Origin of the sequence: Paenibacillus woosongensis, from assembly GCF_009725165.1 — a bacterium.
GTDB lineage: Bacteria > Bacillota > Bacilli > Paenibacillales > Paenibacillaceae > Fontibacillus > Fontibacillus woosongensis.
In genome coordinates this window covers 366306-390289 of record NZ_WNZW01000003.1, presented here as the reverse complement: position 1 = coordinate 390289, position 23984 = coordinate 366306, and the positions used below count along the sequence as shown (strand labels likewise).

Annotated in this window: 17 protein-coding genes; 5 read left to right on the top strand and 12 right to left on the bottom strand. The window is 45.7% G+C overall.

The window, feature by feature from the left end:
* The first annotated feature begins 11 nt into the window (after positions 1-11).
* Positions 12-629 carry a sporulation-specific diadenylate cyclase CdaS gene (cdaS, locus tag GNP95_RS12700; RefSeq protein WP_155611224.1) on the top strand — a complete coding sequence of 206 codons (618 nt, stop codon included), beginning with the start codon at positions 12-14 and terminating at the stop codon, positions 627-629.
* On the opposite strand, the gene GNP95_RS12695 is transcribed toward cdaS, so the two are convergent.
* Entirely contained in the window at positions 610-4068 is a 3459-nt protein-coding gene (locus GNP95_RS12695; RefSeq protein WP_155611321.1) for a glycoside hydrolase family 2 TIM barrel-domain containing protein, read from the bottom strand. The genes cdaS and GNP95_RS12695 overlap by 20 nt on opposite strands.
* A 1172-nt stretch (positions 4069-5240) precedes the next feature.
* On the opposite strand from GNP95_RS12695, the gene GNP95_RS12685 reads away from it, so the two are divergent.
* Positions 5241-7007: a hypothetical protein gene (locus tag GNP95_RS12685; RefSeq protein ID WP_230873789.1), complete on the top strand. Its 1767-nt coding sequence runs from the start codon at positions 5241-5243 to the stop codon at positions 7005-7007.
* 679 nt (positions 7008-7686) lie between these two features.
* Here the strand turns inward: GNP95_RS12685 and treR are convergent.
* The 9 genes from treR to GNP95_RS12640 all read right to left on the bottom strand — a co-directional run bounded on the left by treR (position 7687) and on the right by GNP95_RS12640 (position 17992).
* Positions 7687-8412 carry a trehalose operon repressor gene (gene treR, locus GNP95_RS12680; protein WP_155611221.1) on the bottom strand — a complete coding sequence of 242 codons (726 nt, stop codon included), beginning with the start codon at positions 8410-8412 and terminating at the stop codon, positions 7687-7689.
* Between the two features lie 74 nt (positions 8413-8486).
* On the bottom strand, positions 8487-10448 hold the full coding sequence (gene treP, locus GNP95_RS12675) for a PTS system trehalose-specific EIIBC component (RefSeq protein ID WP_155611220.1): 1962 nt from the start codon (positions 10446-10448) through the stop codon (positions 8487-8489).
* A gap of 55 nt (positions 10449-10503) precedes the next feature.
* The gene (gene treC / locus GNP95_RS12670; RefSeq protein ID WP_155611219.1) at positions 10504-12222 is read right to left on the bottom strand and encodes an alpha,alpha-phosphotrehalase; all 1719 of its coding nucleotides are present in this window, start codon (positions 12220-12222) and stop codon (positions 10504-10506) included.
* A 271-nt stretch (positions 12223-12493) separates the two neighbouring features.
* The gene (locus GNP95_RS12665) at positions 12494-13609 is read right to left on the bottom strand and encodes a DNA alkylation repair protein (RefSeq protein WP_155611218.1); all 1116 of its coding nucleotides are present in this window, start codon (positions 13607-13609) and stop codon (positions 12494-12496) included.
* Between the two features lie 121 nt (positions 13610-13730).
* Positions 13731-14447 (bottom strand): phosphocholine cytidylyltransferase family protein, encoded by a 717-nt coding sequence (locus GNP95_RS12660; protein WP_155611217.1) that lies wholly within the window; start codon positions 14445-14447, stop codon positions 13731-13733.
* 47 nt (positions 14448-14494) lie between these two features.
* On the bottom strand, positions 14495-15250 hold the full coding sequence (locus GNP95_RS12655) for a hypothetical protein (RefSeq protein WP_155611216.1): 756 nt from the start codon (positions 15248-15250) through the stop codon (positions 14495-14497).
* A 213-nt stretch (positions 15251-15463) separates the two neighbouring features.
* Entirely contained in the window at positions 15464-16090 is a 627-nt protein-coding gene (locus GNP95_RS12650; protein ID WP_196427165.1) for a DUF1796 family putative cysteine peptidase, read from the bottom strand.
* 187 nt (positions 16091-16277) lie between these two features.
* The gene (locus tag GNP95_RS12645; RefSeq protein WP_155611214.1) at positions 16278-17042 is read right to left on the bottom strand and encodes a hypothetical protein; all 765 of its coding nucleotides are present in this window, start codon (positions 17040-17042) and stop codon (positions 16278-16280) included.
* A 32-nt stretch (positions 17043-17074) separates the two neighbouring features.
* Positions 17075-17992, bottom strand: coding sequence for an ABC transporter ATP-binding protein (locus GNP95_RS12640; RefSeq protein ID WP_155611213.1), 918 nt, complete (start codon positions 17990-17992; stop codon positions 17075-17077).
* A gap of 187 nt (positions 17993-18179) precedes the next feature.
* Here GNP95_RS12640 and GNP95_RS12635 point away from each other — a divergent pair, with 187 nt between their 5' ends.
* From GNP95_RS12635 to GNP95_RS12625, 3 genes are all read left to right on the top strand, one after another.
* The gene (locus GNP95_RS12635; RefSeq protein WP_155611212.1) at positions 18180-18596 is read left to right on the top strand and encodes a LytR/AlgR family response regulator transcription factor; all 417 of its coding nucleotides are present in this window, start codon (positions 18180-18182) and stop codon (positions 18594-18596) included.
* Complete coding sequence (locus GNP95_RS26740; RefSeq protein WP_155611320.1) at positions 18586-18960, top strand: LytR/AlgR family response regulator transcription factor; 375 nt, start codon at positions 18586-18588, stop codon at positions 18958-18960. Before GNP95_RS12635 ends, GNP95_RS26740 begins: the two co-directional genes overlap by 11 nt.
* A gap of 261 nt (positions 18961-19221) precedes the next feature.
* The gene (locus GNP95_RS12625; protein WP_196427163.1) at positions 19222-20370 is read left to right on the top strand and encodes a sensor histidine kinase; all 1149 of its coding nucleotides are present in this window, start codon (positions 19222-19224) and stop codon (positions 20368-20370) included.
* On the opposite strand, the gene GNP95_RS12620 is transcribed toward GNP95_RS12625, so the two are convergent.
* On the bottom strand, positions 20274-22112 hold the full coding sequence (locus tag GNP95_RS12620; RefSeq protein WP_155611210.1) for a UbiD family decarboxylase: 1839 nt from the start codon (positions 22110-22112) through the stop codon (positions 20274-20276). The two genes, GNP95_RS12625 and GNP95_RS12620, sit on opposite strands and share 97 nt — an antisense overlap.
* A gap of 220 nt (positions 22113-22332) precedes the next feature.
* On the bottom strand, positions 22333-23817 hold the full coding sequence (locus GNP95_RS12615) for an MDR family MFS transporter (RefSeq protein ID WP_155611209.1): 1485 nt from the start codon (positions 23815-23817) through the stop codon (positions 22333-22335).
* Positions 23818-23984 lie beyond the last annotated feature (167 nt).

The window sequence follows — 23984 nt, the reverse complement described above, 5'->3', positions numbered from 1 at the left end:
AGGTTCAAAATATGGCCGATCCTAACTGCAATTCTTCCTCGTTGAAAGAACATTTGGCAAAGCGTCTCCATGAAATCTCTTCATTGGCGCAGCATAATATCGAACTGTTGAACAATGAAAATATATGCCTCGTTCAGCAGTTTGAAAATATGCGAAATATGATGACCGATATCGTGGAGAGCGCAGCGTCTTTTTATTTGAAATGTTATTTATCGCCTTACACGACTAAATACGAGGATTTGACGATTAGCGTGCGGAATTTATCGGAACGCAAGCATGGCGCGCTCATCGTCGTGGAACGGCAAGATCCGATTGAATCGCTCATTCGCTCCAATATACCGATTGGCGGGACACTCTCCCATGCTTTGATCGAATCGATATTTTATCCCGGGAACCCGCTGCATGACGGAGCTGTATTGGTTCGCTCCACAACGGTTGTGTCGGCTGCCAACGTGCTCCCCCTATCGAGCATCCGGGTAACGGACAGAAAATTGGGAACAAGGCACCGCGCGGCGATCGGACTGACGGAGCAGTGCGATGCTATCGTGCTTGTCGTATCTGAAGAAACAGGACAAGCTTCTTTTGCCATCAACGGAACCTTGCATCCCATTAATGTGGAGTCTGGCTGACGAACCGGAACCAGCCGAAGTCAAACTGGCTGCCCGGAAGGAAGATGAAGGTCACCTTGCACGTTCCGGTAATTTTCTCAATATCGAACACCCTCTCTTCGTATTCCGTAGAATGTGTGAACTCGACGAGTTGATTGCTCTCGCCCTCCTCAGAGCCAAACCGGATATGAATCGTATTCTTGTCCAGCGGCGAACGGCCGCAAATGATGAGCCTCGTCGCCCCTTCGCTGCCAAAGTCCATCTGCTCGAACACCAGGGAGACGTTATTGCCGATGCCTTCGACGCTGTTATCCGTGATGGTATACGTATCGCCGTAAATACGGTCGCTATGGGCGGCGGTATTTTGCTCAAAGGCTCTGTTCTTCGCTTCAAAAGAAAACCCCTTGATATGCACCTTCTGCCGCAGCACGAAGCAGATCGAGGTCACCCCGCGAAGCGTCTTGGAAAGACGATACGTTTCCTCCTGATACACGTTCCACTGGCTCTCTTTCTGATAAATGACGTTGGCAAGAAGCTCGCTGCCTTCCTCTCCCGGCATACCTTCCCAAATTTCCAAGGGATACGGCTCGCTCGACAGGGCAAAGACTGGAATCGTAATCGTATCTGAACCATACGGCCCAAAGTCGATCTCATGGAAGCCAATCTGGGTCTCGCCGTCCCTGCTCGTAGCTACGCCCCGCTCATTTCCATTGCTTACCTCGCCTTTGCTGTAATCATAGAGCCCGGCAGAAATGAATTTATACGGATCCTTATAGGCCGAGCCAAGTCCGCTTGCCGTAAACTCCAACTGGGATATGAGCTTAATTTTGTCCGTACCGTTCTTGCTCATGCAGCGCAGCCTGAATTCTCCGTCTCCAAGAGCGGTGATTATCGCTTCATGCCCATTCGCCTCCACTTTCGCAATATTGGACTCAATGCCCGCGTCATTAACGACGGACCATTCGACATCACGGTACGAAGCTGCTGCTGGATGTAGCTGAGCCCTGACCACCATCTCCCGTCTGGATGGATCAAACTGTTGTCCACTCTCGCTGATCAATTCGATTTTGCGTAGCGGTATTTCATTCGCAGCTCCCATGACGCAAGGCAGCTCTTCATTCTCCGTTCGGGCGCATATTCCGGCATAGGCTCCGTTCGCGTCCAGGTGAGATTCAAAGACAGCTGCCTGGCTGGCCAGTCCCTGGGAGGTTACTTTCATATGAATCTTTCCAGCCTCCAGGGTCGCAGCGATGATCGCCATGAGCTTGCCGCTAAACAGCCTGCGGCTTCGGCCCTTATACGGATCATAGTCCGTACTGTCCCCGTTATCGAGCCCTATGAGCCTGCCTGCACCCGTAACCTCGACATGTACCCGGTTATTGGCGTTTTCTACCGGATGGCCATTGTCGTCCTCCATCGAAATTTCGACAAACATAAGATCCATGCCATTCGCCACAAGCCGATCCTTATCCGCCTTTAAGCAGATTTTGCTTGCGTCCCCGAATGAGGATTTGACGTCGGTGGCTATGATCCGCCCTGTCTCGTCATAGGCAATGGCTTTCAACTCCCCTGGCGCATAAGGAATTTGCCACCAGCCAACAAGTTCAGTTCCATGCTCATGATCGATATCATGCCTGCCAATTGTTTCGCCATTGAACTTCAGTTCGATTCTCGGCGCGTTCGAGCAGACCCGCACGTCGATCAATTGCCCCGGATTGAAATCCCAATAAGGCAGGATGTGCACCATCGGTTTTGTTCTGTAATCGGTCCAGGCCGACTGATAAATGTAATACGAATCCTTGGGAAAAGTGGCCGTATCAATCTGTCCAAAATATGAGTTCTTCGTATGATACGGCGTCGGTTCGCCGATATAGTCAAATCCGGTCCATATAAATTGGCCTAGTGAGAATGGCGTATCCCGTTCAGCCAAAATGCAGGCTTCCGCAGATTTGGCTCCCCAGCTCGTAGAGCTGTTGCCGAGTGCAGAGCACTGCTCATCATCATCGGCAAGAATGGATTTCGCAAACGGAAAATGGTAGACGCCTCGGCTTTGGACGACGGAAGCCGTCTCGCTCCCGTAAATGATCCAGTCTGGATGCTCGTTATGATGCTGTTCATAGTATTTTTCCGCATAATTATAGCCTGCGACCTTCACGATATCAGCACATTGCTGTGCGTTCTCCCAAGGCATATAGTTCGAGCCTATCGTGACCCTGCCATTCTGCTTCGGATCAAATTCCAGTACGGCGTCCATCAGCATCCGGGTGATGTCCTGGCCTCGTTCATCGGCATGGGTATCATAAATCTCATTGCCGATGCTCCACATGATCAGGCTCGGATGGTTCCGGTCCCGCAGTACCCAGCTTCGGACGTCCCGATGTGCCCAATCCTTGAAGAACCTGGCATAATCATATGGCGTCTTCGCTCTTTCCCACATATCAAAAGCTTCCGAGACAACAAGCATGCCCATCTCGTCCGCCAGCTCCATCAGCTCTTTGGCAGGCATGTTATGGGCCGTGCGAATCGCATTAGCGCCCATTTCCTTCAGAATAATGAATCTTCTTCGCAGAGCGGTCTTATTAAATGCCGCCCCCAAAGCGCCCAGATCATGGTGCTCGCATACCCCGTTCAGCTTGATTTTGACTCCGTTTAATATGAATCCTTCATTAGGGTCCAGGCGGATGGTTCGAAATCCAACAGCATGGGAAACGGTTTCAAGCGTCTCGGGTGCATGGCTTTGCGGCTTCTCGCCGCCTGCTATGGCAGGATATAGCCGGGTTATGAGCTGGTATAAATGAGGCTCTTCCGGGCTCCACAGCTTAGGCTGCTCTACCGTTAGCTTCTGCCGGTTAATCATGGCTGGCCCGGAGCCTGAGGGGATGTGATCCGCAATCTCGGCGATGATCTGGCCTTGGTCCAGAATCGTATGCGAAAGATAGACATCCTGATCAAGGCACAGCTCAATATCAATTTCTACCTCCCAGCCGTGTTCTAACTGTTTTGTCGATATGTATACGCCATCGGAAGCAATGTAATTGGCTGTTCTTTCCTTCAGCCATACATTCCGGTATATCCCGGCTCCCGAGTACCATCTGCTGTTAGGGCTCTGGTGCACAACTTTTACGATAATCTCGTTCTCCCCTTCAGCAACGGCGTTTGTGATCTCATGCTCAAAGGAAGAATATCCATACTTCCATTCGCCCACGAATTGCCCGTTCACATAGACGGAGGAATCCATATAGACGCCATCGAAGCAGAGCAGCAGTTGTTTGCCTTCCTTGGCACATGTAAATTTCTTACGGTACCAGCCAATGCTGTTCTCATAGAGATCAAGTGTATTGTAGATCAGCCAATCATGAGGAATATCGACCGGCTCAAAGGCCAGACCTGTATGACCCGCTGTCTTTAGACCGCTTTTGGCAAATTCCCATCCATCATTAAAGAGTGTTTTCTTATTCATGGTCGGCATACTCGCTTTCTCCTGAGATTTGATAATAATGAGGAAATAAAGAGGCTGACTGCATAATCACATCCTTCAAAATACTATAGCATGTCGTGAAATCCAGTGAGCATGATTAGAGATCATTCTAAGTTTTCCAAAGAATTTTCTTTAAGTTGTTAATCAATAAACTATGCGCTAGATCTAGAAAATTATTTTTCAATTTTTGCTATATGAAAACAAACCTTAACCCTGCTGCATCTGCCTCTTACGGAAGATTAATTATTGCATAAAGTATATCAATCTATAAAAAGGAGTGATATTATTGGCAAACAGAGATATACGTCTTGTACTTTGGTCTGGCAACAATTTTACCGGTCGTCGAATTGTATTCAGACGTGGAGGAGTTGCGGTTCGGGATCTCGGGGCATTCCGGTTTGATAACGTTCTTTCCAGCTTCAGACTGAGAAATGTTGTTCAGAGATCTCAAGTAACGCTTGTATTGTTCTCGCGAATTAACTTTCAGGGAACGTTCCGGGTATTCCGTGGCAGCCAAAACGTAGCGAACTTAAGCAATTTTAATTTTAACAATGTCACATCTTCGTTCATTTTGGTAGGCCGAGACCTTACAAACTCCGAAATCAATCAAATTCAAAGCTCGGGTAGACCGCCTCAAGACGTACTCGTTATTAGACAATAACACCGTAAAAGGGTGCCTTATGGCACCCTTCCTTTATATGTCTTGGTCCCTCTAATCACATTTTCCGGTAAAACATGCAAATTAGCGAAAAATCGTGTAATTTACATTAATTGGTCGTCAGGCATAGACACAGTGACACTGTACTAAATCAGTACAAGCAAATCGCAACTTTACTCCTAAGTAGTTAGCCTCAAAATTCTACATAATTATACAAATTGTGATTCGATATAAAAATACCCCAGACATGAAGTAGTTCCTTTTATACCTTTCCTGCGGCAGCCCGCTTTATGCAACCCGTCCCGTAAGAACATGGGCTCATATATTTTTTTGATATCAATGCTATAATAACCCCGTTCACTTTTAGAGAGAGAGCAATTTCTTAGAAAGGAATGGAGGGTAAACCATGAATGTGAAAGGTTGCCAAAAGCTTGTCGTTCTTCTGGTTGCCTTGCTTCTATTGGGATTTCAATCCCCGGTTTACGGAGAAAAATCTATGATAAAAGCAACTTGGATATGGCAAACGGATATGATTATGGACGGCGGAGACCAAATTCTTCGTTTTTCGCGGAATGAAGGCATTAACCTGATCTACCTGCAGATCAATCGACAAATGCCAAAAGAAACCTACGAAGTTTTCGTCAAGCGCGCGCATGAGGCGCAAATCGCGGTTCATGCCTTGGGGGGCGATCCAAGATGGGCTCTTGTGGATTATCGCGACGATATGCTCGGCCTTGCTGATTGGGTGATGGAATATAACGGTTCCGTAATGCCTGAAGGCCGTTTCGATGGCGTCCACCTTGATATCGAGCCTTATGTCCTTGACCAGTGGGAAAGCGGGCCCGATGAGATCATCTCATCCTGGGAAAGCAATCTAAAGGTATTTCTTAGCAAGTTATCGGGATCAGGCCTAGAGCGGGGGATAGATATCCCCTTTTGGTTTGACCACTTCACCCTAGAGAATGGCACCAGTCTTAACGAGTGGCTGATAAGTACATTTGACCATGTGACAGTTATGGCATATCGCAACCAGGTGGATTCGGAGAACGGCATCATCAGCCTCTCCCAGGATGAGCTCGAGCTTGCCAGCAAGCTGGGCAAAAAACTGCTCATTGCGGTCAACACCAAAGAAATGCCCCAGCAAGCCTACACCACCTTTCACGGTCACAGCAAAGAACAAATGGAGCAGACTTTGCAGCTGTTGTCTTCTTCGTTAAGTTCCCATACATCCTTCGCAGGGCTTGCCATCCATGATATGCGCAACTGGAAGAACATCTATCAAGATAGTTCGGATGATGACACGGTACCTGATGGAGAAGAACCTTCGAAACCGGTACCTGATCCTACGCCAGATCCAGAACCTGGTTTAGAGCCTGAGCCTGAGCCTGAACCGCAACCGGAACCCGGTACGGAGCCCGAGCCTGAACCCGTCGACGTTGTACCTGATGCCCAGCCTGTTCAGCGCGATGAAGTCGTCAGAGGCACCTACATTTGGGAGTCCGGCGAAGTTATCCGGAACAGCCAAGACATTCTGGAATTTGCCATGGAAAAACAACTGAACTGGTTATATGTGCGATTGGATCTTCAGCAACCGTTCAGCGCCTACTCTTCATTTATAAAACAAGCGGCTGAAGCCGGAATTGAAGTGCATGCCCTGGGAGGAACACCGACATGGGCTATGGAATATGAGCTACCTAGAATGATGAGGCTCGTTAACTACGTTAAAGATTATAACCGCGCCGTAGAGCCTGATGAGCGTTTTCACGGAATCCATTTGGATATCGAGCCTTATGTGCTCCCTGAGTGGAGGATGGATCCGCAGCAGATTATTTCCGAATGGACCTCGAACCTGGATGCGTTTGTCACAGAACTGAGGAAGGACTCCAACCTCGAGGCCAGCATGGATTTAGCCGTATGGCTGGACAAGTACAAGGTTACCGGCGAGGACATATCCCTCAGCAAATGGATGATCGACCGTATGGATCATGTCGCTCTGATGGCTTTCCGGGACTCGGCCGAAGGCTCTAACGGCATTGTGGACGTGACCAAGGAGGAGATTGCATTCGCAGAGGAGCTGGGCAAGCCGATCTATATCTCCGTCGAAATCAAAGCCAGCCATGAAGGCAATCATATTACCTTCTTTGAGGAGGGTGCAGCCTACATGGAGGAAGAACTCGCGAAGCTGAAGGAGTTACTGAAGCATACGTCTTTCAAAGGTACGCTGGTGCATGCTTATACCTATTGGAAGAACGCCAAGCCATAAAATAGGCTAGAACCTGAGACCATAGAAGATTATTTTGCTAATATCTGAAAAAATAGAGTCTGCCCAGTTAGTCCCCAAAACAAAAAGTTGGATGTAAACACAACCAGTTTATCATCCAACTTTTTTTGTACTGAGCTTTTTGAGCGGGATAGCAGCAAGGCGTAAGCCTACCACCTTCAGTAAATTGTGGGCTGTAGCGACAATTCCAAATCCAAACCCGTTGTATATAGATAGTTTTCCTCTGCCACAGCAATTTTAATAGTTGGAACTTATTTAATGGATTTATAGTAGTTAATTTCTGCGGCGACGAACGGAAAGTGAGTTTAAGTGTATTTCATGTCGTTAGAAGAAGGAAGAAGGCGGTCATGGGCGAGATTCTTGAATTATAGGTGCATAAAATCCATTTAACTCCCTGAACTATGCGCTGATAGGATAATTAGATACATGCATTCCATTTAGTGTTCGAACATAGCTTAGTGTACGATTTAGCATAGTTTACGACATAGCTTAGTGCATAGCACCTTAGTAATCGAAAGCAATATAAGACGAGCTAAAGAATGGAATGCAAGTAAACGAGTCAACGAATTCCGCTGAAACGGATAGCTTTCTGAAAGAAAAGGGGCGCCTCTCAGTCATCTATGATGACCTCTGTGGCAGCCCCTTCTGATCTCAACACTATTTAGTTCTCCCTCGATATTCTTCTTGCGAAATCAACGAACTGAAACTTGTCCAGCCGATGCCGGGACTCCGTATACTGAAAGAGCGTCGTATCCTCCAGGTGCACATATCCCCGGACAACTACCACATGCTTGTCCTCTCCTAAGTCCATGCATCGATAATCCTGCTCAGTAGCCTGTTCTACAGAAATCACTTTCTCGGCATAGCTGATTTTCAACTGTAGCTCCTGCTCCAAATAATGATATATCGAATCAGCCGCGATATCCTCTGTCAAATGCGGAACGACCTCAGCAAGCAGATAATCGATATCCAGAATAATGCGTTCGCCGTCGATTTCCCTGGCGCGGATTACTTTCCATACCGGCTGTTCCGGTTCAATTTGCAGCTCATTGGCAATCGTGTTCCCGGCAGGAACCCGTTCGGTTGTATAGACCAGCGTCCGGCTTGGTTTGCCGAGCCGCTCAGACAATTCTTTATAGCTGACTAGCCCCGATATCGGAAACTTGAGCCGTCCCGTAGCCAGAACGAAAGAGCCCTTCCCTTTTACTTTGTTGATGTACCCGTTCTGTGCCAGCAGGTTCAAGCCCTTGCGCACGGTCTCTCTCGAAGTCCCGTAGGTCGCAGCCAGCTCATTCTCCGAAGGGAGCTTGCTGCCTGGCGGCAGCGTACCGTCATCGATTCGTTCAGCGTAATCCTTATAGAGGCTCATAAAAATATTGTTCTTCATCACCTGATCACCTACATCATTGTATCATGATTTGTGGCAATGTCATTACGGCCCCGCTCCTTAGAGCCGAATTCTTATCTGAGCGTAACCTGCAGCACTGTCGTATCGCTGTGAACCGCTGGTCCTTCATATTCCTTAACCTGATCAATGACGTCCTGTCCGTCCGGCACGATCACTGGTGTAATGACTGGAAGTCCAGCCTGCTCAATCCGCTCCATGTCGAATTCAAGCAGCAGCTGCCCCTTAGTAATGGAAGCCCCTGTCTCAACGTGAGCGGTAAAGCCTTCGCCTTTCAAGGAAACGGTGTTGATACCGACATGAATCAAAATCTGAATACCGTTCGTATCTGTTAAAATCAATGCATGCTTGCTCTTGATCAGGTGGGCAACCGTACCGTCAAACGGAGCAAATACCTTGCCCTCTGACGGAATGATAGCAATGCCTTGTCCCATCTGCTTCTCCGCAAAAGCAGGGTCAGGAACTTCGGACAAAGGCACAATTTCACCGCTTATCGGCGCCGCGATATCCATGGGAAGCTTGTCCGAATTAGCTTGTACTTCAGTTTGAGGTTGAACTTCCTCTTTCTTAGGTTCTTCCGCTGCAGCGTTTACCGCCGAACCTGTCTTGGACAAGCGATACTTGCCATACAAGAGAGTTCCCGCAAAGGGAATGACAAGCACTATGACCATTCCCAGGAAGAAGATGCCCCATTGGTTCGGGAAAATCGACAGAAAGCCAGGAATGCCGCCGACCCCGATCGAGGACGCTAGAACATTATTAATGGCTAAAATCACGCCCGCGATCCCGGAACCGATCATTCCGAAAATAAAAGGGTATCTGTGGCGTACATTCACGCCAAAGATAGCCGGCTCAGTAACTCCCAAGAAGGCGGAAATTGATGATGTTACGGCCAGCCCTTTGGCTTTCTGCTCTCTGGTAACGAACATCATTGCAAGCGCCGCGGCGCCCTGCGCTATATTCGCCAAAGCCAGCATCGGCCACAGGAAGGTTCCGCCTTGGCTGCCGATGAGCTGAATATCGACGGCTAGGAAGGTATGGTGCATTCCCGTGATGACCAGCAAGGAGTACAATCCCCCATAAATCAAACCGCCAAGCGCGGCAAAAGAATCAAAAATGCTAACCAGCCCTGACGTTAGTACGTTACCGATTGCAAACGTGATCGGCCCTACAACGACAAACGCAAGGAATCCGGTCACCAGCAAGGCTACGGGGGCTACAACAAGCAGCTTAATCGAATCATGCACGCGTTTGTTCAGGAAGCTCTCGATTTTCGCTAAAAGATACGCGGATACCAGGACTGGAAGCACCTGCCCTTGATAACCGATCTTCTCGACATCTAGACCGAAGAGATTCCAGACCGGCACCGTGCCTGCAAGTTTGGCATCGGCGTATTGATAAGCGCTCATCAGATCGGGATTGACCAGAATAAGGCCAAGCACGATCCCCAGCAGCGGGCTTCCGCCAAATTGCCGCACCGCGGACCATCCAATCAATACCGGCAGGAAGGCGAAGGCTGTGCTTGCAATCAGGTTGATGATCGAAGCAACGTCTGCCCACTGCGGGTGTACTTCAATGAGTGACTGGCCTGCATAGAAAATATCCGGTCCCGTCAGAATGTTGTTAATACCGAGCAGCAAACCCGCCATTACGATCGCAGGCAATATTGGAATGAAAATATCGGCCAGCGTCTTGATCGCCCGCTGAAGCGGATTTTGTTTCTTGCTGGCGAGTGTCTTAACGTCATCTTTGCTCGATCTTGCTCCCCCGGTAATTTTGAGCATCTCATCATAGACCTGATCGACCAGACCCGGTCCGATTACGACCTGGAATTGGCCCTGAGTCGAGAACTGCCCTTTGACGAGATCATTTTCGTCCAATGCCTTGGAATCAACCTTGCTTTCATCCACAAGGGCAAATCTCAATCGGGTCACGCAATGCGTAGCCGCTTCGATATTGTCTTTGCCGCCAACGGCTTGGATGATGCGCTCCACATTTTTGCGATCTATGTTCGCCATCGTCATCTGCTCCTGACTTTATAAGAATGAGTGGTAATTCATGATGTTAAATATTTTAATTAATCATATTAACATTCCACATGTAGGATCCATACGGCGGAAGCTTGATGGAAGCTGCAAGGTCCGGCGTATCCTTCGTATTCCCTAGCAGCAGCTCCTTAGAATACGCAGTGGAGAGATTCGCTGTGAACCTGCCTGGCAGCTCAAACTGTACCTCTTCACGGCTGAAGTTCGAAATAACTACCAGTATCTGCTCCGCGTTCTTTCTAGCATAAGCATAAACGCGGGGATGCCCTTCATCAAGGCGCTCATACGTCCCGTCCGTCAAAACCGGAATTCTCTTGCGCAGCTCGATTAACCGCCGGTAGTGATGATAGATCGATTCCGGGTCTTCCACCTGCGACTTCGCATTAATCAGCGGGTAACGCTCATCGATCTTTATCCACGGCGTACCGGTTGTAAACCCGGCCTGATCGCTGTCGTCCCACAGCATAGGCAGCCGCGAATTGTCTCTGGAACGAACCCTTACGATATGGGCGGCCTCATCTGGAGTTTTACCCCTCTGCATTAGGATCTCATACATATTAAGTGATTCGATGTCGCGGAATTCGGTTATGTCGTTCCATTTCGGGTCAGGCATGCCGATTTCCTCGCCCTGATACACATAAGGCGTGCCTTGCAGGCCATGAAGTGTGGTCGCAAGCAGCTTGGCGCTTTCTTCCCGGAATTCGCCGTCATCCGTAAATCGGGTTAACGCCCGCGGCTGATCATGATTGTTCCAGAATAGCGCATTCCAGCCTCCGCCCTGCTGCATGCCGATTTGCCAATCGGAGAGCAGCTGCTTAAGTTCCTCGAAATCATACGGTTTGAGCTCCCATTTTTGTCCGTTCGGGTAATCCACCTTCAAATGATGGAAATTGAACGTCATCGAGAACTCATCTTCATCCGGATTTGAGTAACGGATACAATGCTCCATCGTTGTGGAAGACATTTCTCCCACCGTAACCAAATTATAAGGCGCGAACACTTTGGCGTTCAGCTCCTTCACGTACTCATGAACGCGCGGCCCATCGGTATAAAATCTCCGCCCGTCTCCTGGAGGCACCGATCCGTCGTCCATGGGAAAGCTTTGGTCCTTGGAAATAAGGTTAATAACATCCATGCGGAATCCGCTTACGCCTTTTTTCGCCCAGAAGGTGAGCAGATCGACGACCTCCTGCCTAACCTTGTCATTCTCCCAATTTAGATCCGCTTGGGTCTTATCGAATAGAGTAAGGAAATACTGACCCGTCCCCTCATCGTATTGCCATGCCGAACCGCCAAATTTGGACTGCCAGTTGTTCGGGGGACCTCCATCCGCAGCCGGGTCTCTCCAAATATAGTAATCGCGGTAATGGTTGTTACGAGAGGATTTCGCCTCCTTGAACCAGCGATGCTCAGTGGACGAATGATTCACCACGATATCGATCATCAGATGCATGTCTCTTCGTTTCAGCTCCCTAACGAGCTCATCAAAATCCTCCATCGTCCCGAAAGCGGGATCGATATTGTAGTAATCAGCTACATCGTAACCGTTATCATTTTGCGGAGATACATACACCGGCTGCAGCCATACAATATCGATGCCTAAGCCCTTTATATAGTCAAGCTTCTCCGTAACCCCGCGGATATCGCCGGTACCGCTGCCTGTTGTGTCCTTGAAGCTTTTGGGGTATACCTGATAAACCGTTGACGTTCTCCACCAATCCCGAGGCAGGTTTCCTTTGCTTTCCATGAAGCATCCCCCTCCTTATTATCTTGTATATACAGGTTGTACGTTAAACATAATATACTTGTATATACAGGTTGTCAACCTTCTAACCATAATTACCCTATTCTTGTTTGCAGGACTAATATTTTATGAAAAAAACTAATAAATAAAAAAACATCTGTACCTTCCCCCTTTATTGATAAAAATCAATTCTTTGACAGGGAATGTAAGATGTTTAATGCGGCCAGCATATGGGCATCATCTATGTTCATTTTATAATCTAGTTCGTTTGCGTCTAGTTCTGGGCTATCACTTCAATAGCTTCAGATGCTACCTCTTGCCCATTAACCAACAGAGTGATCCGGTGCTCGCCAGGATAATGGCGGCGGGTCGTCAAATCCTTCCAGCTATGCTTCCGTGAACCTGCATACCGTGCTCCGCCAGGCAAAGTACGGTCTACTAATCGAAATAGCTTGCGCGATGTCTGTCCGTTTGCCTTCACAAAATCGATGCCGTATTCGATTCGAACTCGAACAGGATCCCCTTCGCGAAAACGAAGCTCATAGCCAAACTCACTGTTATCTCCGATCGCAACTATGGCTTTGTCCACGGATAATACAGCATTAGACACTAGCGGCGCCTTTCCCGCGGCCGCCGTATCCGTATATCCGAACAACTTCATGATTACAGGGTCGGCTTTGCGAATTAAATTGCGGCACGCATGCCTGACGATCCAGTCTGTGTCCGGATGTTCGCCAAACCATTCGCGGGCTAACCGGATCACCACGGCTGGATGATCCTTCGTAATATCATTCAGGTTATTGGCCACGCTTTTTCGCACATATAATGACGGATCGGCCTTCAACCCTTCCAGCAAGGGAAGCAGCGGCGCAGGGTCGCGTTTATACATCGGCAAAGCTTGTCCCCAAGGCAAACGCGGCCGGCAGCCTTCGCTGGCAAGACGGCGCACATGCTCGTTATCATGCTTCGACCAAATCATCATTTGCTGCATCATCCGCTCCGGATCTCGCAGCAGGAACGGCCGTACTGCAAATTCTGCGGTTGATTTGGACGTAAAACGCTCCAATGCCTGCATGGAAAGCTCCCAATGCTCGTTGGCCTGACCGTATACCTCCACAAAATCGGGAAAGAATAAATACGGGAACCCTACGCACTGCTCATCTATTTGATAGAGTACCTTGATCGCCTCTTCATAATCGCCGGGAAGAAAGTGTCCCAGCGTGGAGCTGATTTTTCGTATTCTGGCTTTTAACTCTAGTTCGCTCCATGGCTCAGTCAATACTTCCGTGATAAATGAAGCTGCGTCAAATTCGCTATAGGCTCGCTTCACCTTCTTAGCAAATCCGCTTAGAAAATCCTTGTTATACATTAACTTTAACGGCTCGGCCATCCTATATATCCTCCCTGTCTAAATACAAGTTCCTCCAACCATATTAAAGCAACTGCTCTACCAATTGCTACTATAATATGGGTATAAAAAAAGAGACCAGATTAAAAATCTGCTCTTCTTTTTAATCATTAGCAATATTTATGGCCTCTTTCAAATCGTCGAAGGTATTCACATTTACCCAGCCTATGCCATCTGTAGACCATGGACGCAGTTCGATTTGCTCCAGGACGTCATTTATTGCATAGGGCCACCAGACGTTTACTATACCTTTGTCTAAATAAGTCGCGACCCGCTTGAAAATGAAGGCCGTATTAGATGCGGATATTTTGGAAATACCGACGATTTCACCTTTGCCTTCTTCTACAGTAAGCTCTTTGCTTATTTTAGTTATATAGCCTTCACGATTCACTCTAACCTTCATTGCCCCAGAAGGAATTTCTTTCGTATCATCCACCATGAGAATATCGAACGGCGCTTGAACCGCTCTTAGCAGCAGCTTTGGCTTACAATATATATCCGAACAAATACACAGCAACTCTTCATTTCCGACGTATTCCTCTGCTAAAGAAAAAGAATAAATGTTGTCTTTTACTGAATATTGATCATTATATATAAACTGCAGCCGCACTGTAGGGAATCTTCGCCTCAAAAAAATCTCAAGCACTTCGTGCTGGTAGCCCGTTATTATCGCTATTTCCGAGAGCTGGATGTCTATTAGCCCCTGAATAATGTTTTCAATCAGCGTTTGATTGCCTACCGTGATCATCGTCTTTGGCATATGGTTCGTTAACGGTTTTAGCCGGGAGCCCATTCCCGCAGCAAGTATGATCACCTTCATGGGTGTCCTCCTCTTAATGTTAGGTCCATCCCCTCTACAGCTTCGGTTTATAGCTTTGCTATTTTCTGAAGAACCTGTGCTGTGACTTCTCCGGATTTTCCTCTTAGCCTTTGAGGGAGAATCTGCCTCATGAATTGCTGGGCTTTTCTGTCAATCCCTTGAGTCAAAGTGAGATCAATCAGTTCAATCATATGGTCGAAGTTGTAAGCATGGTAGCCGATTTTCTCACTATAAATTTTTGCGGGAATGGAGTTTGGCCAATCACTGATGACTTTGTCCTTGACAAGCCAATCAGGAAAGATGACGGGTTTTCCCAAGGACCAGGCTTCATAAACAATGCTGCTGGTGTCGGAAATCACTACATCTGCTGCCACAAGCTCTTCCATGGTTGGTTTGGGATGAACCTGATCATAGGGGTGCAAAGATACATCGAAATGAATATGTGAAGGAAAGCGGTTAAGAAATTCCTTGAATGCAGGATAAGAAGAACAGGATTTAGAATGGGTTGGTGCATATAATACGGTTTGCTTGGTTGATTCAGCTGGCGGCTGGATAGTGAATAAAGGATCTAGCTTAGGATAACCTACGATAAACAATTTCCTTCTAGGCACTCCGTCGCGAACCAGTTGGTTTACCCATACCGGTCCCGGAACAAGGACATAATCATGAAAGCCGACTTGCTCCCCTGTACGGATCTGTTTGTCTGCAATCCCATGAAACATACTGACATTGATGCCGCAATGCGCAACCTCGCTCCTGTACTCCTTTTCATTAAAAAAATGAACGTTTACCGCGTCCTTCAACGCCCGGCGATCCGAAACCAGACTGTCGGGCAGGTATTTTCGGATCGGATCAACGATACTTGTAATGATACGGGTATAGCTTTCGCTTTCAACGGTAATAAAGTTTATCGGTCTGGGCAATTTCTATCCTCTCCCTGATCCTTGCTCCATTCTGTACGAGTAGTTAGTTCATCATATTTGTAGATTATGCCCTTTGCTTGGGCAAATCACCCGTCATTTTTGAATTAATGACACCCCCCGAAAGGCATCGTTCCAATATGAATCACGAAGAAATTCATCATCGACATCGAGATTTACGTCTACGCTGCAAATGCCGTCATCCACCCAATTATGCTCAACGAGTCTGCCTTCCCTCGTATAGTTAATTATTAATAAATGCGTCTTGCCTTTGACCAAAGAAGCCAGGCTATCTCTCAAACGTACCGCATCCTCATAGCTGCAGCGCTCGCGGACAAACAAAGCCGAATCTGCTTGGGCAGCTAAGCTGATGAAACGGCTGATGCGTCTGTCCAATTTCTCTTTAAATTCAGAATAATTCGCTATCGTCTGATTACCGCCAGAGCATGGAAAGTCGTGAAAGGAATGCGCTTTGTATTCCGTGTCCTGAACCGAAAAATACCCATTATGGGTGCCCAATATCTTTAGATTTTGTTCCTCCATATATCCCTGAAAACGATTGTCCAGCAGACGAATTAAGTCGCTTACCTCATGGATAATCACCCAATCGACAGGTCCTGAAAAGCTTCTAAGCGATAATCTCTTCAACTGGTATGCTGTCATGCAATTATAACCAAGGCTCATAACAAGATCATATGGGCGCTGCAGTTCAAACAGTTTCATCCTCATTACCTCCCCGTAGTTCCAAATCTCTATATATAATATTCACATCTCTTACTAGGAACTAGATATTAGGAAGGGGGCAAACAAATATTTTATAAGAGTAGAGTAATGACTAGTCCTTCTGTCACAAAAAACAGCTCCCGTCTCTGAAAGAGACGGGAGCTCATAACCTCGCTCTCAAAACTTGCTAAGTATGGATATCACTTTTTTCAAACGAGATCAATGTAATGGTTAAACAAATAAATACGATGATTATTGGAATGATTGCCACACGAAAGTAGTCATTCAACCCTGACAGCAATATCTGCTGGGAGTTGAAAATATATAACCCATTAAATTTCATAATCTGAGTCATTAATGTGTTGTTAGATACCATCCGTAAAAAAGGGAGACTTGAGTCTTTGAGATAACCACTGAGTATAAAGTCAATGAATATGATAAGAAAAGTTATAATTACTGTTGAGGCCGATTTCTTAGTGAAAATCCCTACCATCATAACGATAGCAGAGTAAGCCATTAAATATAAAACATTGAATCCTATTGCCGTAATTGCAGTTATCAGATCTCCTCGTACATCATCAGTCCTTATGTGAGTACCTGCTAGGAGAGATGCAACTATAGATATTACATAGTAAATGAAAAAAAATTGAAAAATCCAAAAAAGTATAACTGTAATTTCTGTGATATATTTTCCTATAAAGTAAGACGACCTACTTTTACCCGAAGCAATGATAATTTTTACCGATCCATATTCAAAACCCTCGGTAGCAAAAAAACATACATGTATAGGAATAATAAAATAAAGAAAAAGGGACAAGGGAATTGCTGTGATTAAAGGTTGCCAAGGACTGCTTATTTCAAACCCTGTTTTTGCTCCAATCCAAAGAGGCAGGACCATACCTGCAATCAAAAATATCAAACTAATACTTCTAAAAGTTGAATCCTTTTTCAAGTAATATGATTGACCTTTCAGGAAATTTATCACTATTCGCTCCCCTTCATTAACTCCATATAATAATTTTCAAGATTTGGAGTAGACAGGTTAATTCCTTCAATTTGAATTCTTCGCTGCAGAAAAACAGACATTAGCATTTCAAGATCTGTACTTTCTTTAGGGATATGAATCTCCCTAGATTCAGTAATTTTAATTGAATTTATACCGAGCTCATTTTTTAGTAAATTAACGGCTTCCTCTGGTTCTGGTGTTCGAATGACTATCTGTGTTTTCGAAGATTTTAATAGTTCGTCAGCGGAAATCTCTCTAATTAAACGTCCTTTATGGATAAAACCGAATTTTGTAGCTAGTAGCTGTAGTTCACTTAAAATATGGCTGGAAATTAAAATAGACACGCCTTTTTCATATGCCAAATATTCTAGTGTTTTTCGAATTTCTATAATTCCGGTGGGATCAAGCCCATTAATTGGTTCGTCCAAAACCAGAAATTTAGGTTTGTTAAGAAGAGCAATGGCAAGTCCCAAGCGCTGCCGCATTCCAAGAGAATAATTCGATATATTCTTGTTCCCCACATCTGATAAGGATACTGCTTGCAACACATCTGAAATCCTGCTTTCATCTTTAACACCATAAATGCGACAATAAAATGTCAGATTTTCTTTCGCGTTCAGATTTGGATAAAGAGCGGGCGATTCAATTAAGCATCCAATCTGTCTTCTAACTAGGTTAAGTCGATTTTTATCACATTCACCGAAAAGCGACATTTCACCACATGTTGGTTGAACCAAACCACCGATAATTCTCATAAGAGTTGTTTTTCCAGCTCCATTTTCACCTACAAAACCATATATTTCTCTGCTTCTAACCGTCATATTTAAGTTCTGGAGTGCAAATGATGATCCATATTTCTTTGTTAATCCTTTTGCTTCAAAAATTGTTGGCTCCAACTAGAATTTTCCTCCTCTTGCTTCTACGCTTTCATAACATCTGACTTGATAATAATTTATTTACAAAGTAATATTATCATTCGTATAAAGATTTCTAACACAAGTTGTTCATAATAAGGCTAATTTTGTAATTAACGAGGTTTAATCACCGAAAGAAACAATCATCATATGGGTATAATTCCTAAAATTGTATAATATATTGCAGGTAATTTTTGAAAGGAATGATTGCGTGATTCATATCGCTGTTTGTGATGATGATTTGAGGACAACAGAATTTGTCGAAGCGTTAATATTGGATACACTGAACAACTTTCCTGAAAAAATAGAAATTTCTATTTTTTACTCAGGCAAAAGCTTCACTAAGGCCATTCAGAATGCCTGCCCATTCGATATTATTTTTATGGATATTGAGATGGAGGGTATTGATGGTATTCAAGCTGGGCATATTTTGAGAGCAGATGATAATAATGATCTTGTGCAGCTGATATATATTTCGAGTCACGAAGAATACCATATACAGCTTTTTGATGTTCAGCCCTCAGGTTTTATTAAAAAACCTATCGAATCACTAGCATTTAAAAATAAATTAGAAACTGCCTATTAAGAAAGCCATCCATAAGCGACAGGAAGGTAAAAAAAACTTCCTTCCAATACATCAAAAAGGGAGAGAAATCTTAGTTCCATTCCGGGATATTGTATATTTGGAGAGTAAAATTAGAAAAATTCATCTTTATACTAAAGATAATGAGATTCAATACTACAGCACATTAAGTGAGGAAGAGAAAAAGCTCCCTTTTACCAACTTCATAAGAATCCATCAATCTTACATAGTGAATTTTCACTATATTAGGGAGATTAGCTATAAAAAGGTATTTCTAGTAACTGGAATACAATTACCAATCAGCGAAAGGAACAGTGCCTCTGTAAAGAAAAACTATTTAAAGTTCAGGGGGAGTTTGATTGGATAATATAATTTTGGAAGAGTTATTTTATTTAGCAACGCTTTCCTTTCTACCGTTTATTATTCATTATTTTTTTGGACATTGCTTCAATTGCCGTATTGAGAGTAAATCTAATCTTGTTATCACTTACTGCCTCTATTTTGTATGCACGCTTCGCTGCGTTTCAGTCCATTGACTGGATCAGTTTCACTTCTAATAAACATAGGACTAATAATTTTACTATCACTTTTGTACAAGGGGAATTTAAAGTGGAGGATTAGTGCCGCTTTGTTCATTGTAGCACTTATCTTCCTATGTGATGCGGCGATGCCGCCTGTTTCTTCTACAAGTGGATATATTATTACACTCTTTCTTTCAAAATTTATGATGTTTATGTTAGCTTTCATACTAGTGCGTGTAACTAAAGCATATGGAAACGGTACATTAACAGCATGGCATTGGATCTTCTTATTTTGTTGTCCATTTATAAGTATTATATGTATAGTTCAATTATCTACCAATTTATTGTTTCGTACTAATCCTGTTTTATTTCCCATAACATCAACTGGATTGCTTATGATTAATTTTTTAATGTTTGTGTTATGTGATCGCGTTGTTTGTGTCCAATCTATTCAGAACAAAAGTCGATTGTTAGAGCAACAAAACGCATATTATGTGAATCAATATTTCTTAACAAAAGAAATGCAGGAAGAATCCATTAAGTTTCAACATGACTTTAAAAATATACTTCTTGGACTACGTGCGAAACTTCAATCTGGTGAAAGTGAAAAAGGCATTAAGGAATTAGACCAATTACTTGGAAATATCGAAAAACCACTAGGCATTTCGAATAATGGAAATATTATTATCGATTCGATAATTAATTACAAAAGTCAGGTTGCCGCAAAAAATAACATTCCTTTTTACTTGGATGTAAACATCCCACCTAGACTGGATCTAGACACAACTCTAATCAGTGTTCTTTTGGGTAACGCGTTGGACAATGCAATAGAAGCATGTAAAGAAAAAAACAATAGCAATGGATATATAAAAATACAGTTACATTACCTGAATGAAAGTTTGTTTATAAGAATTTCAAATCCCTATGTTAATGTTATTCGAACAAATATTCACGGAGAAATTTGCTCTTCTAAGTCCGCACGCTCACGTGGCATTGGATTGAAAAGTATAAAAAAGCTAGTAGACGATAATCAAGGCCTACTTGAGATTTCTTATAACAATAATATTTTTCAAGTCCGCGCAAACACACGGCAACATAAATACCTTGGACTAGAGGGTTGCAAAAAAATGATCTCATCCCTTTTAGGGACGAGATCATTCTATCCTATCTTGATCCCACCTAAACTAGCACCTTTAACAAACAAGCGCTCAATGTTCTTCTCCACCGCCGGGTCGGGAATGAGCGGCGGCGCTTGATGTGGCTTGCTGCGGGCATCGATAATGACGTTGTCACAAGCCCAATGCTTGTTGTCGTAATAGCTGTTTACTCCGTAAATATCATGAGACGGATTGCTGCGCGTGAAGGTCACCCAGAGAAAATTGCTCAGAGATGCGCTCAGAAACTCGCTGTCGTCGCATAGAATAATCATTGGGCAGGAAGGGAATTCTCCTTTTGCCGCGATCGCCTTGCTGAGCTCATCCATCTCCTTATTCGCGCTCGCGTAATCTCTAAACGCTGGTCCCTCCATGGCGACGATGCCCGGCAGGACGAAACGGACGTTTTCATAGCCGCGCATGTCCTTCAGCCCGTCAGGAACCTCCGTACAGAGCTCCCTTTTCTTCTCCCCATATGCTGCAAAAACAACCTTGCTCCCGGTGTTCAGTCCTGTACCGGAATAATCAAGTGTATCGATTGTCGTGTTCGTATGAAAATGGATATCCCGATGCAGGTCGATACGCTCTAGAATATAGCTCAAGAATTCGACTTCGCGATAAGTGCTTAGCGGCTGCTTATCTTCGGCGGTAATAAACAAATATTTCGCCAAGCTCAATTGGTTCGTTCCTAGAATATGATTGGCAATTGTCAACAGCTCGGCCGGCTGCTTGACCTCCTGGTACGGCGTATATCGCTCGCTGCCGATCGCGAACAGGAGCGGATGCACGCCTGCAGCGTCAACCGCCTGTACCTCTTTCACGCCCGGAACCTCCAGCTTGACGGCATCACCGGTCAGCTCGTGGATCAGCTCACCAAACGCCGTATCCTCCTGCGGAGGACGTCCGACAACCGTAAACGGCCAGATAGCATTCGGTTTCGCGTATACTTTGTGTACCTTCATGACGGGGAAAGGATGAACCAAGCTATAGTAGCCCAGATGATCACCAAAAGGTCCCTCCGGCTTTGTCTCTCCGGGATGAATTTCACCCGTAATGACGAAATCAGCGTCATGGCTGATGCAATAGCCGTCAACATAACTATAGCGAAAACGCCGCCCGGAGAGCATTCCCGCAATCGTCAGCTCGCTCATTCCCTCCGGCAGCGGCATGACGGCAGCCAGGGAATGCGCTGGATGACCGCCGACAAAGCAGCTTACCTTCAGCGGCTTACCTAGCTTGTTGGCCTTGTCCTGGTGAATGCCGATTCCGCGATGGATTTGATAGTGCATACCGACTTCTCTGTTGATCTCATAGTCGTTGCCGCTAAGCTGCACGCGGTACATGCCCAGATTGGAATTCATAATTCCCGGCTTGTCCGGATCCTCTGTGTACACTTGCGGAAGCGTAATGAACGCTCCTCCGTCCATCGGCCAATGATGGATTTGCGGCAAATCCGAAATTTGTATTTCCTGCATGCCGGACGGCAGCCCCCCTGGTTTCTTGACAGGCAGCGCAGTCAGGGCGGCTAAACCGGAACTCATGCTTTGAAACGGCTTCTTCAAGGCTTTCATCGGATCATTGCGCAAAGCGATGACGTTCTCTGCCGCCTGCCACGTATTGCGAAAAATAAACTTGCTCCGCTCGATCGTACCGAAAAGATTGGAGACAGCCCGATATTTCGTGCCCTTGATGTTCTCAAACAAAAGTGCCGGTCCTCCGGCTTCATAAACGCGCAAATGAATAGCGGCCATTTCCAGATAAGGGTCCACTTCCTCACGGATACGAACCAGATGCCCATGTCTCTCCAAATCAACGACGCATTCTTCCAAATTACGATACTTCATATGTATACTCCATCCATTCTCCAGAGATATTCGTTCTAGCAATTGCTACATAACATCATCATTGTTGCTTTCCTCATGATAACATATCAGAAGCGGGCTAGAGTAGTTTAATAGCCGGCTCACTTGTGAACAATGTCCAAAATAACATGCACCGAAAATAGGAACAGCCCCCAAACCTTCTATAGGATAGAAAGTCTGAGGGCCGATAGCTTGATCCAGATTAATGTGAAATCATCGCTTTAGCATCCGGCATCGATTCGTTCTCCGGCAGCTCCTCCTCCGGTTTGCTCCGCGGCTTGCGCAGCAGAATGCTGAGCAGCAGCCCGGAAACCGCAATGCAAGCTGTCAGAAAGAAGGTATCGCCAAACGCTAACGTTGAACTCGCCATGACATCTCCGGCTGTCTCCGGTGCCGTCATATGCTTCGTTATATTTGAAGTTAAATAGCCCGTCAATCCGGCGATAGCAAAGGAAGTAACAACCTGCTGCGTTGCCGAAGTCAACGGTGTCACACGATTCACAAGCTTACGGGGCGCCGAATTAAGAATATGCGTATTTAACGGCATCATCGTCATGCCCATGCCTGCCCCCATAAGAATAAGCGGCATTACAACCATGATCATCGACGTATCTACCTTGATCTGTGAGAGCAGGAACAAAGCCGTGGAAATCAGAGTCAACCCGGTCATGGCCAGCGGACGCGCCCCCCATTTATCAAACAGCCTTCCTCCAATCGGCATCATGGTCATGGAGGCCAGCGCCTGGGCCAGCGTCGTGAACCCGCTCTGCAGCGGCGTAAACCCTCTTACGTTCTGCAAATAGAGAGGCACCATCAGAATCGCACCGAACAGCGCAATCTGCACGATCCAGGATAGCAGCACACCCCTGGTGAAATCGGAAGAGCCGAAGACACGCAGCTCGAGGAGCGGTTCTTTTTTATTCAATTCTACGATAATGAAAATAATCAGCGCGATGCCCCCAACAAGGAGTGCTGTTAATGTAACCGGGGAGGACCATTCCGTTCCCCCTTCATTTACGCCAAAAGCCAGCGTTGCAAACGCGATCGGTGCCAGGATCATCCCCAGGATATCCAGCCCCGGAACCTTCCTGCTCTCAAACTTCGGCAGGAATTTAATACCAACAATGATCGCGGCGATGCCGATGGGCAGATTAATCAGGAAAATCCAATGCCATGAAGCGATTTTAATTAACCAGCCCGATAAAATCGGTCCAGAAGCTGGCGCAAGCAGCATCGGAATGCCCAGCATTCCCATGACCGCCCCTCTCTTATCGGGTGGAGCCAGCTTGAACACCATCGCCATGCCGATCGGAGCAACCATGCCTCCGCCCAGCCCTTGAATCACCCGGAAAATGACGAGCTGTTCGGACGTCTGTGCCAAGGAACATAGTACAGAGCCCAGTGTAAACAAGGTAATCGTAATCAAGAATACCTTCTTTGCGCCGTACTTATCCGTCATCCAGCCCGCAAGCGGAATAACGGCGGACAACGCCAGGGTATATCCCGTTATCGTCCACTGGATAGCCTTTAGCGAGGTGCCGAAGTATTGCTGCAAATTTGGTATAGCCACATTGATGACCGTACTATCGAGAATAACCATGATCATTCCCAGAATAACCGCCAGCAGAGGAGCTATTAACGACTTCATAGAAAACTCTGCCGGTTCATGGATGGCGTCTTTGGACATGAGTTATTTTCTCTCCATTTCTCTGTGTAATGATTTCCCCGAATATATGTTAGGATATAGGGGAAAACAAAAAACTCGTCACGACTACATGGTTTTTTAAAAAACCGCCTGGTCATTGAATACAATAATTCTACTTAAATTTGAACCAATGTCAAACATTTTTTAGG